The sequence below is a fragment of the Streptomyces sp. NPDC021749 genome, from assembly GCF_040640655.1.
Classification (GTDB): domain Bacteria; phylum Actinomycetota; class Actinomycetes; order Streptomycetales; family Streptomycetaceae; genus Streptomyces.
This window is the reverse complement of record NZ_JBFACE010000012.1, coordinates 199,631-213,220: the sequence shown is the minus strand read 5'-3', so window position 1 is coordinate 213,220 and position 13,590 is coordinate 199,631. Positions and strand designations below refer to the sequence as shown.

Annotated in this window: 9 protein-coding genes; 6 read left to right on the top strand and 3 right to left on the bottom strand. The window is 74.2% G+C overall.

All coding sequences use genetic code 11. The features are described from left to right. Positions 1–427 precede the first annotated feature (427 nt). Both AB0G35_RS15140 and ptsP read left to right on the top strand, forming a co-directional pair. Positions 428–877, top strand: a complete 450-nt coding sequence (locus AB0G35_RS15140; protein WP_360948594.1) for a PTS glucose transporter subunit IIA — start codon at positions 428–430, stop codon at positions 875–877. Positions 878–956: 79 nt separating this feature from the next. Then, the gene (gene ptsP, locus AB0G35_RS15135) at positions 957–2,627 is read left to right on the top strand and encodes a phosphoenolpyruvate--protein phosphotransferase (RefSeq protein ID WP_360948592.1); all 1,671 of its coding nucleotides are present in this window, start codon (positions 957–959) and stop codon (positions 2,625–2,627) included. A gap of 98 nt (positions 2,628–2,725) precedes the next feature. On the opposite strand, the gene AB0G35_RS15130 is transcribed toward ptsP, so the two are convergent. Together AB0G35_RS15130 and AB0G35_RS15125 are read right to left on the bottom strand one after the other, a co-directional pair. Next, a complete protein-coding gene (locus tag AB0G35_RS15130) occupies positions 2,726–3,661 on the bottom strand; it encodes a hypothetical protein (RefSeq protein ID WP_360948590.1) in 936 nt (311 codons plus the stop codon). A gap of 163 nt (positions 3,662–3,824) precedes the next feature. Continuing rightward, on the bottom strand, positions 3,825–5,843 hold the full coding sequence (locus AB0G35_RS15125; protein ID WP_360948588.1) for an acetoacetate--CoA ligase: 2,019 nt from the start codon (positions 5,841–5,843) through the stop codon (positions 3,825–3,827). Between the two features lie 319 nt (positions 5,844–6,162). On the opposite strand from AB0G35_RS15125, the gene AB0G35_RS15120 reads away from it, so the two are divergent. Next, the gene (locus AB0G35_RS15120; RefSeq protein WP_360948586.1) at positions 6,163–8,586 is read left to right on the top strand and encodes a glycoside hydrolase family 31 protein; all 2,424 of its coding nucleotides are present in this window, start codon (positions 6,163–6,165) and stop codon (positions 8,584–8,586) included. Positions 8,587–8,675: 89 nt separating this feature from the next. Continuing rightward, entirely contained in the window at positions 8,676–9,572 is an 897-nt protein-coding gene (locus AB0G35_RS15115) for a M15 family metallopeptidase (RefSeq protein WP_360948584.1), read from the top strand. 28 nt (positions 9,573–9,600) lie between these two features. On the opposite strand, the gene AB0G35_RS15110 is transcribed toward AB0G35_RS15115, so the two are convergent. Further along, positions 9,601–10,602, bottom strand: coding sequence for an NUDIX domain-containing protein (locus AB0G35_RS15110; RefSeq protein ID WP_360948582.1), 1,002 nt, complete (start codon positions 10,600–10,602; stop codon positions 9,601–9,603). 227 nt (positions 10,603–10,829) lie between these two features. Here AB0G35_RS15110 and AB0G35_RS15105 point away from each other — a divergent pair, with 227 nt between their 5' ends. Together AB0G35_RS15105 and AB0G35_RS15100 are read left to right on the top strand one after the other, a co-directional pair. Further along, positions 10,830–12,536 (top strand): GGDEF domain-containing protein, encoded by a 1,707-nt coding sequence (locus AB0G35_RS15105; protein ID WP_360948580.1) that lies wholly within the window; start codon positions 10,830–10,832, stop codon positions 12,534–12,536. Positions 12,537–12,750: 214 nt separating this feature from the next. Then, the gene (locus AB0G35_RS15100; RefSeq protein ID WP_360948578.1) at positions 12,751–13,518 is read left to right on the top strand and encodes an MIP/aquaporin family protein; all 768 of its coding nucleotides are present in this window, start codon (positions 12,751–12,753) and stop codon (positions 13,516–13,518) included. Positions 13,519–13,590 lie beyond the last annotated feature (72 nt).

The window sequence follows — 13,590 nt, the reverse complement described above, 5'->3', positions numbered from 1 at the left end:
TCTGGCGTTGACTTTTGGCACGCTGTTGAGTTCTCAAGGAACGGACGCTTCCTTTGGACTCCCTCTCGGGCTTCCTCCGGGCGCTTCCCTTCGGTGTTTCACACTCTATCAGGCCTTTTCGGGCTTTCGAACCGCCGCTTTTCTGCAAGCATGCAGAAGCGCTCAATTCTTGAGTCGCGATCAAGACGCTGAGGAGTGCCGCCCACCTCAACCGGGCCGCAGTTCTTTGCGGCTGGCTGTCCGGGGCAGGTCTCAGACAGTACAGCTCTGCTGTGGGTGAGGCAAATCGATTCAGCGGGACTCGCGGGTTCGACCGGCCTCTGTCGTGGGGAGCCGTCAGTTCTTATGACTTACGCTCTGAACGGTGCGCCGTCCAGGACAGGTAGTGACGGCGGCCTGATGAATCTCCACCCCTGGGAGGCTTCCCATGACCACCGTGACGTCCCCGCTCGCAGGACGCGCCATCGGACTCGCGGCCGTGCCCGACCCGGTGTTCTCCGGCGCGATGGTGGGACCCGGTACCGCCATCGACCCCGTTCGTGAGCCGTCCGCCGCCGTCTCCCCCGTGGACGGTGTTGTCGTCTCTCTGCACCCGCACGCCTTCGTCGTCGTGGACCCCGAGGGCCACGGCGTGCTCACACACCTCGGTATCGACACCGTTCAGCTCAACGGCGAGGGCTTCGAGCTGCTCGTGAACAAGGGCGACAACGTGACCCGCGGCCAGGAGATCGTGCGCTGGGACCCCGCTGCGGTCGAGGCGGCCGGCAAGTCCCCGGTGTGCCCGGTCGTCGCTCTGGAGGCCACCGCCGACGCGCTCGGTGACGTGCGCGAGGACGGCGATGTGAAAGCCGGCGACCAGCTCTTCTCCTGGCAGTAGGCCGGGCGCCGTCGCGGACGGCAGGTACGACATTCATCGCGACGGCCCGGGCCGTCGCTCACAACCGGAGACGGGTGCAATGGAGACAACGCTGCGGGGCGTCGGGGTGAGCCACGGTGTGGCCATAGGCGAGGTGCGGCACATGGGCACGGCGGTGCTGGAGCCGCCGGCCAAGCAGATCCCGGCGGAGGAGGCGGAGCGCGAGCAGGGGCGCGCCCGCCAGGCCGTCGAGGCTGTGGCCGCCGACCTGATAGCGCGCGGGAACCTGGCCGGTGGTGAGGCGCAGGCCGTGCTGGAGGCCCAGGCGCTGATGGCGCAGGACCCGGAGCTGATGGCGGACGTCGAGCGGCGGATCGCTGTGGGCAGCACCGCGGAGCGGGCGGTCTACGACGCGTTCGCGGCCTACCGGGCGCTGCTCGCCGGTGCCGGTGAGTACCTCGCGGGCCGGGTGGCCGACCTCGATGACGTGCGGAACCGTATCGTCGCGCGGCTGCTGGGCGTGCCGATGCCGGGGGTGCCGGACAGCGACGAGCCGTACGTGCTGATCGCGCGCGATCTGGCGCCGGCCGACACCGCGCTGCTCGACCCGTCGCTGGTGCTCGGTTTCGTGACCGAGGAGGGCGGGCCGACCAGCCACAGCGCGATTCTCGCGCGGGCACTGGGGGTGCCGGCCGTCGTCGCGCTGCCGGGCGCGGGCGAGCTGGTCGAGGGCACGGTGATCGCCGTCGACGGCAGCACCGGGGAGATCTTCGTGGAGCCGAGCCCCGCGAAGCGGGCGGAGCTGGAGCGTGCCGCGGCGGAGCGGAAGGCGGCGCTGGCCGCGTCGTCCGGCCCGGGTGCCACGTCCGACGGGCACAAGGTGCCGCTGCTGGCGAACGTCGGCGGCCCCGGTGATGTGGACGCCGCGGTCGAGGCCGGGGCGGAGGGTGTCGGGCTCTTCCGTACGGAGTTCCTGTTCCTGGACGACAGCAAGCAGGCGCCGTCCGAGGACAAGCAGGTCGAGGCCTACCGGAAGGTGCTGGAGGCCTTCCCGGAGGGGCGCGTGGTCGTGCGCGTGCTGGACGCCGGTGCCGACAAGCCGCTGGACTTCCTGACGCCGGCCGACGAGCCGAACCCGGCGCTGGGCGTGCGGGGTCTGCGTACCCTGCTCGACCACCCCGAGGTGCTGCGGACGCAGCTCTCGGCGCTGGCGAAGGCTGCCGAGGGGCTGCCGGTCTACCTTGAGGTCATGGCGCCGATGGTGGCGGACCGGATCGACGCCAAGGCGTTCGCGGACGCCTGCCGGGAGGCGGGACTGCAGGCGAAGTTCGGGGCGATGGTGGAGATTCCGTCGGCGGCTCTGCGGGCGCGGTCGATCCTGCAGGAGGTGGAGTTCCTTTCGCTGGGGACCAATGACCTGGCGCAGTACACCTTCGCGGCCGACCGTCAGGTGGGCGCGGTGTCGCGACTGCAGGATCCGTGGCAGCCGGCGCTGCTGGATCTCGTGGCGCTGTCGGCCGAGGCGGCGAAGGCCGAGGGCAAGAGCTGTGGTGTCTGTGGTGAGGCGGCCTCGGATCCGCTGCTGGCGTGTGTGCTGACGGGGCTCGGTGTCACCAGCCTTTCGATGGGTGCGGCGTCGATTCCTTATGTGCGGGCGACGCTGGCCAAGCACACGCTGGCGCAGTGCGAGCGTGCGGCGGCCGCGGCACGTGCGGCGGACACCGCCGAGGATGCGCGGGCGGCCGCGCAGGCGGTGCTCTCCGGGGAGTGAGGCCGGGCGGCGCGTGGCGCCGCACGGGCCCTGACGGCCGTCCCGCCCTCGTGGCGGGGCGGCCGTTCGCGTGGTCCGGTGCCGGTGCCGGTGGCCGGTCAGGGGTGGCAGGGGTGGTCGGGCGGGGGTGTCACGGGCAGGCCGGGGGCGTAGCTGACGCCTGGTTCGGGTGGTACCGGTTCGCCGCTGTCGGCGTCGGTGCAGTAGGCGGTGAAGACCTCGCCGGCGCTGAGGGCGTGCGGCCAGGCGTTGCGCAGGGACCAGCCGCGGACGGTGTCGCGGGGTGTGCCTCGGGCCGGGTCGGTGGTCGGGTCGTCGGGGTGGGGCGTGGTGCGGGAGACGATGCCGCCGGGGGTGCGCAGGGCGAGGCCGGCGGCCAGGACCGTGCAGAAGACCAGGGCGTCGTGTTCGGCGAGTCGGGGGCGGGCGCCGGGGCGGCAGTCGGCGTGCAGGACGGCGAGCAGGGGTGGTGCGCCGGCGGCGAGGGAGCAGACGAGGTGGTGGGTGCCGTCGCCGAGGGCGTCGAGGAGGCTTTGGAGGGCCTGTCCGGCGCGGGTGAAGGCGGCGTGGGCGAGGTCGGCGCCGCAGGTCTCGCAGCGGCCGGCGCGGGTGAGGAGGGCGGTGGCGTGGTCCCAGTTCGCCCGGCGGTCGGCCTCGGCGACGAGTAGGGGGAGGAGCTGGGTCAGCGGCTCGCCGTCGTAGGTGACGGTGGCGCCGGTGCGGGCCACTTCGGCGGTGTAGCGGCTGCGGCTGTCGGGCCGGTCGGGGTCCAGACAGCGGTCGGCGCAGTACTGCGCGTAGGCGGCCGGGTCGAAGAGGCCGACGGTGGTGAGCACGCCCTGGGCGGCGAGAGTGCGCAGCAGGATCTCCATCTGGTGGAGGTAGCCGGCGTGGTCGTCGAACGGGAAGCTGGCGTACCGGCGCATGGCGGTGAAGTCGCGTTCGTCGGCGAGGACGGCGGCGGCGCTGGGGATTTCGCGGCGCAGGCTGCGGCGGGCGGCGGACGGGCCGGTGGGCCGGGATGTGGTGGTCATGGTTCCCCCTGGGTGGTCTCGGTGTGCACAGCGGGCGTCGGCCGGGCGGATGCACGGCCTGACACACACTCGTCACCGAGAGTAATCGGGGGGTCTGACAACGGCGGTCCCGCGCCGGTCCCGGGCCGGGTCGGCGGTCCCGGGGCCGGCGCTGACCGGGGGGCTACCGGGTGCGGTCGCGGGCCACCTGCTCGTAGAAGCGGAGGAGTTCGAGGTTGTCGACCGAGCCGGGGTTGACGGCCTTGTCGAGCGGGGTGCCCTGGAGGAGGCGTTTGACGGGGACCTCGATGCGCTTGCCGGTGAGGGTGTGCGGGACGCCGGGGGCCTCGATGATGTCGTCGGGGACGTGGCGCGGGGAGAGCTGTTCGCGGATGGTGCGCTTGATGCGGTCGCGGAGGGCGTCGTCGAGGGTGGCGCCCGGGGCGAGGTGGACGAAGAGCGGCATCCAGTAACCGCCGTCGGGGAGTTCCAGGCCGATGACGAGGGATTCGCGGATCTCGGGGAGGCGTTCGACGGCTTCGTAGATGTCGGCGGAGCCCATCCGCACGCCCTGGCGGTTGAGGGTGGAGTCGGAGCGTCCGTGGATGATGACGCTGCCGCGGGAGGTGACGGTGATCCAGTCGCCGTGCCGCCAGACGCCGGGGTACATGTCGAAGTAGCTGTCGTGGTAGCGGGTGCCGTCGGGGTCGTTCCAGAAGCGGGTGGGCATGGACGGCATGGGGTGGGTGACGACGAGTTCGCCGACCTCGTCGATGACGGGTTTGCCCTGGGCGTCCCAGGCCTGCAGGTCGGTGCCGAGGCAGGGGGCCTGGAGTTCGCCGATGTGGACCGGGAGGGTGGGGACGGCGCCAGCGAAGCAGCTGCAGACGTCGGTGCCGCCGCTGACGGAGGCGGTCCACAGGTCGGCGCCGCTCTCCGCGAAGGAGTCGTGCAGCCAGCGGAAGCCGTCCGGGGGGAGCGGGGAGCCGGTGGTGGCGACGCAGGTGACGGCGGAGAGGTCGAGGTCGCGGGCGGGGTGGATGCCGGCCTTGCGGCAGGCCATGACGTACGCGGCGGAGGTGCCGAAGACGGTGGCGCGGGTGGCCTCGGCGACCCGCCACTGGGCGGCGATGTCGGGGTGGCCGGGGCTGCCGTCGTAGAGGACGATCGTGGAGCCCACCAGGAGGCCGGCGACGAGGAAGTTCCACATCATCCAGCCGGTGGAGGTGTACCAGAAGAACCGGTCGTCGGGGCCGAGGTCGCAGTGCAGGCCGGTCTGTTTGAGGTGTTCGAGGAGGATGCCGCCCTGGGACTGGACGATGGCCTTGGGCAGGCCGGTGGTGCCGGAGGAGTACAGCACCCAGAGGGGATGGTCGAAGGGGACCTGTTCGTAGACCGGTTCGGTGTCGTTTCCGGTCAGGTCCGACCAGGTGAGGGCGCCTTCGGGGGCGGGGGTGCCGAGCAGGGGGATGTGGACGACGGCGCGCAGGGTGGGGAGTTCGGCGCGGAGTTCGGTGACGGTGTCGCGGCGGTCGTGTTCCTTGCCGCCGTAGCGGTAGCCGTCGACGGTGAACAGGACGACCGGTTCGATCTGCTGGAAGCGGTCCAGGACGCTGCGGGCGCCGAAGTCGGGGGCGCAGGACGTCCAGACGCCGCCGACCGCCGCGGTGGCGAGCAGGGCGACGACGGCTTGGGGGACGTTGGGGAGATAGCCGCTGACGCGGTCGCCGGGGCGGACGCCGAGGCGGCGGAGTTCGGCGGCCAGCGAGCCGACCTGGGCGCGCAGCTGCCGCCAGGTGACGGGGGTGGGCTGGTGGCTCTCGTCGACGTACAGCAGCGCGGGCTCGTCGGCGCGGGCCGGGTCCTCACCGGCGCGCAGCGCGTGTTCGGCGTAGTTGAGGGTGGCGCCGGGGAACCAGCGGGCGCCGGGCATCGCGCGGTCGGCGAGCACGGTCTCGTACGGGGCGGTGAAGCGGACGTCGAACCAGGCGGCGACGGCGCGCCAGAAGGCGGGGAGGTCGTCGACGGACCAGCGGTGCAGGTCGGCGTAGCTCGCGGCGGGGTCGTCGGGGGTGGGGGCGGGGGCGCCGTGGTGGGCGGCGGCCCAGGTGTGGAAGCGGGTGACCTGCGCGCCGGCGATCCGGTCCGGGCCCGGTTGCCAGAGGGGTTCCGGACGGTGGGCGGAGTGCGGTGCGGTGGTCATGAGGCGGCTCCCGGGTGGTACGCGGTGTGTGCGCCGGGCGCGCACCATGGTGGGGGTCTCCCGGCCTGACGTGTGCGCGTGACACGGCTTGTCTGGACGATGCCATGTGATCGTCCGGTGCACCAGGGCCGGCCGCCCATATTCGGGGGGTGGCGGATGTGGTGCGGGACCGTTGGCCGGGCGGCCCGGGGCCCGCGGGCGGTTTCCGGCCACCGGGTGTCCGGCCCCGGGCCCGGGCGTGGCCGAGCGTGACCCCGCGCAGGTGAACGGCAGTTGAACGATGCCCGCCCACCCGGGCGTCAATGGCAGGCTGACCGGCATGGACGGGCGTGATCTGGTGCGATCGGTACGGGTGGTCAGGGCGGTCGGGCCGGCGCAGGGGCTCCGCTCCGTGCGCGCGGCGTGGCGGGCGCGGCGGGCGGATGCGGTGGCACAGCCGGCGCGCGCGCCGGAGCGGGCCCGGGTGCCGGGGGCTGCCACGGGGGCGGACCCGCAGCCGGGCGGCGGGGTGATCCACTTCGCGCGGTCGTCACTGCGGGTGCGGGTGGCGACCGGTGGTGCGGTGTTCTGCGGCTGGGACGGTGCCGGGCCGGAGCCGTCGTACGCGCTGGCCGGGGCGTGTCCCGAGGTGGACGCGCGGGCGGTGCTGGAGCCCGATACGGAGGGCGGCTGGCGGGTGGTGTCGGAGCGGGTGCTGGTGACGGTGTCCCGGCACGGCGCGGTGGAGGTGCGTACGCCGGGCGGTGCGGTGCTGCGGCGGGAGCTGCCGCCGCGTTGGTGGGACCGTACGGCGGGGCCGGACGGGGCGGGCGAGCGGGCCGGGCGGCCGGAGGGCGGCGACGCGTCGCGGTGGGTGCAGCGTTCGGAGGTGGGGGCCGACGCCCGGTTCTTCGGGCTGGGCGGCCGGGCGCACGGGCCGCGGCTGCGGGACGGCGTCCACCGGTTGTGGAACACCGGTCCCGGCGGCGCGTTCGTGCCGGGGGACGATCCGCTGTCGCTGACGATGCCGGTGCAGTTGGTGGTGGCGGACGCCGGAACACATCTGGTGTTCCACGACAATTCGTGGGACGGCCGGGTGGTGCTGCGCGAGGGGGCGGAGGGTGCCGGTTCCGGGCACGACCGGCCGGGCACGTGTGAGCTGCGGATGGACGGCGGGCCGCTGCGCTACTGGGTGCTGGCCGGGACCCCGGCCCGGGTGCTGCAGATGTGGACGGCGCTGACCGGTGCGCCCGCGCTGCCGCCCCGGTGGGCGCTGGGGTACCAGCACGCCCGGTGGGGGTTCGGCGGTCAGGACGAGGTGCGCCGGGTCGTGGCCGGCTACAAGGAGCGGGAGCTTCCGCTCTCGGCCGTCCATCTGGACATCGACCACTTCGACCGGCACCGGGTCTTCACCGTGGACCGTGGGCGCTATCCCGATCTGCCGGGGCTGGCGCGGGAGTTGCGGGCCGAGGGGGTGCGGCTGGTGTCGGTCGTGGGCCCGGCGGTGAAGGCGGAGCCGGGGGACGCGGTCTACGAGGGCGGGGCGACGGCCGATGCCTTCGTACGGGACGTGCGGGGGCGGGAGGTGCGCGGGGTGGTGTGGCCGGGTGAGTCGGTGTACCCGGACTTCACCGATGCGCGGGTGCGCAAGTGGTGGGGAGGGCTGTACGCGGAGCGGCTGGCGCAGGGGTTCTCGGGGTTCTGGCACGACATGAACGAGCCGGTGTCCTTCGCGCCGTTCGGGGAGCAGACGCTGCCGCGTTCGACCCGGCACGCGCTGGAGGGACGGGGCGGGGACCACCGGGAGGCGCACAACGTCTACGGGCTGGCGATGGCCCGGGCGGGTTTCGACGGGCTGTGTGAACTGCGGCCGGAAGAGCGGCCGTTCCTGTTCTCGCGGGCCGGCTGGGCGGGGCTCCAGAGGTACGGGGGCACCTGGTCGGGGGATGTCGCGACGGGCTGGGAGGGGCTGCGGGCCTCGCTGTCGCTCGTGCTGGGGCTGGGGCTGTGCGGGGTGCCGTACAGCGGGCCGGACGTCGGCGGGTCCTCCGGGGCGCCGTCGCCGGAGCTGTATCTGCGCTGGTTCCAACTGGGCTCCTGCTTGCCGCTGTTCCGGACGCGTTCGGCGGTCCGGGCGGGCCGCAGGGAGCCGTGGGAGTTCGGCACAGCCGTGCTCGGGCACGCCCGGACGGCGCTGCGGGAGCGGCAGCGGCTGCTGCCGTACTTCGTCACGCTGGGTCAGCTGGCGCGGCTGACGGGGGCGCCGTATGTGCGCCCGGTGTGGTGGAGTTCGCCGCGGGACCGGGCACTGCGGGACTGCGGGAACGCGTTTCTGCTGGGGGACGCGCTGCTGGTGGCGCCGGTGATGCAGCCGGGGGTGACCCGGCGGGCGGTGCGGCTGCCGCGCGGGCGGTGGTACGACACCGCGACCGGGCGGGCGTACGAGGGCCCCGGGCAGGTGTGGGTGGACGCGCCGCTGTCGCGGATCCCGGTGCTGGCCCGGGCGGGTGCGGTACTGCCGGTGGCGGACGGGGACGGGGGGACGGAGCTGGAGGTGTGGGCGCCGGCGGCCGGCCGGGAGGGCGGCGGGCTGGTGGTGCCGGACGCCGGGGACGGCTGGCAACGGCCCACGGTGGAGCGCTTCGTGACGCGGCGGGAGGCGGACGGCCGGGTGGTCGTGGAGCGCCGGGACGGGGGCGCGGTGGGCTATCGCGTGCGGGTGCGGGGGCTGGAGGAGGAGGTTCCGGAGGAGGCGAACGGGTAACGGGCGACGGGGACTTGGGGTTCGCCACCGGGGCTGCGGGCGGTGGGCGGGGTCTTCCGTGGGGGCGCCGCGCCTGGTAGACGGGGGCCATGCCGAGATCGATACGCGCTGCCGCGCTGCGCGGCGCGGCCACCGTCGCCGCTGCCGCCACCCTGCTGACCGTCACCGCGCTCTCCCCCGCCGCGGCGGCCCCGGCCGCCCGGCCCGCTCCGCTGGCGACCACGTCGACGCCGGCGACGCCGGCGGCGCCGGCGCACGAGCCCCGGGCACCCGAGGAGTTCGTCGCCCTGCGGGACGTCGATCCGACCATTCTCCAGGAGATGCGCTACGTCACCCCGCACAACTTCATGGGCGTTGCGGTGACCGGCTACCGGGCGCCGATCTGCCTGCTGACCAGGGACGCGGCGCGGGCGCTGCACCGGGCGCAGCGCTCGTTCCTGCGCCGCGGCTACTCCCTGAAGGTGTACGACTGCTACCGGCCGCAGCGCGCCGTGAACCACTTCGTGACCTGGGCGAAGGACCTCGGCGACCAGCGGATGAAGGGCGAGTTCTATCCGCGGGTCGACAAGTCGACACTGTTCCGGGACGGCTACATCGCCGAGAAGTCCGGCCACAGCCGGGGCAGCACCGTCGATCTGACGCTGGTGCGGCTGCCCGCGCTGCCGACCCGTCCGTATCTGCCGGGCGAGCCGCTGACGCCCTGTTACGGGCCGCGGGAGGCCCGCTTCCCGGACAACTCGCTGGACATGGGGACCGGGTTCGACTGCTTCGACACCCTGGCGCACACCCTCGACCCGCGGATCACGGGCGTGCAGCGGACGAACCGGCTGCTGCTGAAGGACGGCCTGGAGCGGGCGGGGTTCGTCAACTACGCGGCCGAGTGGTGGCACTACACCTTCCGGCCGGAGACGTTCCCGGACACCTACTTCGACTTCCCGGTGTCCCGCCGGTCGCTGACCGGGACCGGGCACCGGCCGCGCGGCTGACCGGCAAGGTCGTGGGCGGGGCCGGGTTTCAGGAACCGTCCCGGCCCGGGCGCAGCAGCGCCGGGTGCAGCAGGGCGGCGTCGCCCGCGCGGTAGAGGCGGGCCCGCGGGCCGCCGCGGGCTCCCCCGCGGGCCGCGGTGGTGCCGGTGGGCTCGACGAATCCGGGCACCGAGAGCACCTTGCGGTGGAAGTTCCCGGCGTGCAGGGGGCTGCCCCAGACGGACTCGTAGACGCCGCGGAGTTCGGCGATGGTGAATTCCTCGCCGAGGAAGGCGGTGGCCAGCGGGGTGTACTCGATCTTGGCGCGGGCCCGGTCCAGGCCGTCGGCGACGATCCGGGCGTGGTCGAAGGCGAGCGGCAGCGGGTCCGGTGCGTCCGGGTCCGGCGCGGCGCCGTCCGGGGTCCGGGGCACGGAATCACCCCCGTCGATCCCGTGCCCCGGACCCTGCTCTGAGGGACGCGGGCGGGCCGCGTCCGGTTCGCCGGAAGTCCGTCCCGTACGGTCCCGGTGCTCGGCCGCGCTCCCCCGGGCCGGCGTCCGGTCCGTACGGTCGTCCCGGCGCGTGCCGAGGTCGAGCCGGGAGACCGGGATCCAGGCCGCGGCGGTCGCGTCGCCGCCGCCCCGGGCCTCGGGGAGGTCGGGGGCGAAGGCGAGGTAGGCGACGGTGACGACCGGCATCCGCGGATCGCGTGCCGGCTCGCCGTACGAGCCGAGCTGTTCGAGGTGGACGCGTTCCAGGTGGGCGGCGTCCAGGCCGGTTTCCTCGGCGAGTTCGCGGGCCGCGGCCTCGTCGAGGGACTCCCGGCCGGCGCGGACGAAGCCGCCGGGCAGGGCCCAGGCGCCGCGGAAGGGGCGGCCGCCGCGTTCGACGAGCAGGGCGTGCAGCGCGCCGCCGCGCAGGGTGAGCGCGACGATGTCGACGGTCACGGCGATGGCGGGGAAGTCGCGGGGGTCGTAGGCGGCGAGGAAGGCACCGTCGTCACCGTCCTGCGCGCCGACTCCCTTGGCGTGCGGGCCCTTTCCGGTCATGGCCGTCCCCTCCCCCGCGATCACCGGTTGTTCTCACCTTGAGTCTTTCTCGGAGCGAGAACAACATAGCAACCGGCCGCGGACTCGGTCCAGTTCACCCCCGCGGGAAACCCCGTCGAACGCCGTGTGTGCATCGCGGGGGCGGACCTCCGTACGCTCCGGAAGGATGCGTGAACAGTGCGTTAATCACCCACCGTGGTGGGGCGCGGAGGGGCATGCTGCTGCCCGTGCCTGCGTGGACGGACCAGCTTCGCTTCGCCTTCCAGCCCGTGGTGAACCTCTCGACCGGTTCGGTCGCGGCGATGGAGATACTCGCCCGCCCCGAGCCGGGCGCGGTCGACGTCCTGACGTCCGCGCGGCGCCGCCCGGACCTGGACGCCGACCTGGCCGCGCTCGCGGTGCGGGCGGCGACGCACCAGGAGACCCTGCTGCCGCTGCACGTCAACGTCTTCGCCGGCACGCTCGCCGAGCTGCCCCGGCTGACGTCGCTGACCAAGGCCGTGCACGAGGTGGGCCGACGGCCCTGGGAGGTCACCCTGGACATCGGCGGGCCGTTCACCCACGTTCCGGGTGCGGCGCTGCTGGAGTCGGTGGCGGTGCTGCGCGACGAGGGCTTCCGGATCTGCGCGGACGGGGTCGGGGACGGTGATCTGCCGCTGCGGCTGCTCGGCGCGCTCGCACCGGACCTGGTCAAGCTCGATGCGTCGCTGTGCGCGGGGCTCGACGCCGACCGGGGGCGGCAGGCGGTGGTGGCCGCGATGCGGGAGCTGTGCGAGCGGACCGGCGGGCTGCTGGCCGTCGAGGGGGTGGAGACCGAGCGGCAGTACGCGGCGGTCCGGGACGCCGGGGTGCAGCTGGCGCAGGGCCATCTGTTCGCCCCGCCGGCGCGGCGGCCGGCCACCGACGTGTATCTGCCGCCCCCGGTGCCGCCGGTGGTGAGCGGGCCGGCCGCGGCGCCGTACCGTCCGCCTGCCGGGCCGCCGGTGGCGCAGTTCCTGCAGCCGGCCGCGCTGTTGCCGATGACGGCGTCGGCGGGCGCGGTGCACAGCCATCTCACCTGCTTCCCCGACGTGTCGGGGGTGCTGTTGGTGGACGCCGACGGGGTGCCGGTCCGGGCGATCGGCCGGGACCGGTTCCTGCTGTCGCTGTCCGGGCGGTACGGGCACGCGCTGTACGCGGACCGGCCGGCGCTGCGGCTGGCGGACCGGCCGCGGACGGTGGGGGCGGACGCCACCGCCTGGGAGGTGCTCGACGTGATCGCGGAGGGCGACCGGGCCCGTACCGGGGACGACGTGGCGGTGGTGGACGAGCGGGGCCGGTGCATGGGCGTGGTGCATCCCGCCGACATCCTGCGGGCGTTGGCGGAGAGCCGGGTGGAGGAGGCGGCCCGGCTCAATCCGCTGACCCGGCTGCCCGGTTCGGACGAGGTCAACGCGGAGGTGGACCGGCGGATCGCCGAGGGGCGGGCGTTCGCCCTGAGCTGGCTGGACGTGGACGGTTTCAAGCAGGTCAACGACGGTGCCGGGTTCGCGGCGGGCGATGAGCTGATCCGTTCGGTGGGGCGGGCGCTGGCCGGGGTCGCGGCGGACGAGCCGTCCTGCCGGGTGGGTCATATCGGCGGTGACGACTTCCTGGTGCTGACGGAACCGGCCGGGCTGGGTCCGTTCGCTGCCGCGCTGCTGGACGTGTCCTGGGAAGCGGGCGGGCTGCCGGTGACGCTGTCGCTGGCGACGGTGGTGTGCCCGCCCGGCAGCGTCGGCGGGCACCACGAGGCCGCGACGGCGCTCGCCCCCCTGAAGAAGGAGGCCAAGGCGCTGCCGGGGGCGAGCTGGGTGGTGGGCCGGCCGGGCTCGGCGGGTACGGAGGTGCGCCGGGGGGCGGCGGTCCGGGTGCCGGATCCGGCGGGGCCGGAGGGGTCGCGGGCGCGGGGCTGACGTCGGTCACGGGGACCGCCGCCGGTCACCAACACGCCCTGCCGTGGGCGACCTTGACGACCCCTCAGCCCGGGTGAACACTTCCCCGTGCCAGTCGGCACCGCCGCACTCGGGCACCCCGGCCGGGTGGCAGCGGCCGCCCGCTGCCCGCCGGTGGCACGCACCCTGCACGGAGGACCGGGGGACGTCCCCGGGCCAGGGACAAGGAGCCGCCATGTATTCCCATGGGGACATCATCGTCGGTGAAGTGATCGGTACCGCGATCCTGATTCTCTTCGGCGCGGGGGTGTGCGCCGCGGTCACCCTGCACCACTCCAAGGCGCGCGGCGCCGGCTGGGTGGTGATCGCCTTCGGCTGGGGCATGGGCGTACTGGCCGGGGCGTACACCGCGGCGCCGCTGTCGGGCGGGCACCTCAACCCGGCGGTGACGGTCGGTTCGGCGGTCGCGGGCGGGACGCCGTGGTCGACGGTGCCGCTGTACGTGCTGGCGCAGATGGTGGGCGCGGCGATCGGCGCGGTGCTGGCCTGGGCGCTGTACTACGCCCAGTTCGCCGCGAACGCCGACCGGGACAAGGCGCAGCCGACGCTGGGGGTCTTCGCCACCGCCCCGGAGATCCGCAAGCCGGTGGCCAACCTCGTCACCGAGGTCGTCGCCACCGTCGGTCTGGTCCTGCCGCTGCTGTTCTTCGGCGAGAACAAGGGCATCGGCATCGGCCAGGTGCCCGGCGAGCGGGCCGGGGTCTACGGCTCGGGCATCAACGTGCTGCTGGTCGCGCTGCTGGTGGTCGGCATCGGGCTGTCGCTGGGCGGGCCCACCGGTTACGCGATCAACCCGGCCCGGGACCTCGGCCCGCGGGTGGTGCACGCCCTGCTGCCGATCCCCAACAAGGGGTCGTCGGACTGGCGTTACGCCTGGATACCGGTGGTCGGGCCGCTGATCGGCGCGGTGCTCTCCGGACTGGTCCACCAGGCGGCATTCTGACCGGTGCGGCCGCACGAAGGCGGGCGCACCACGGGTGCGACCCGGGTACCCACTCGGAGCCAGGAGGCCTGA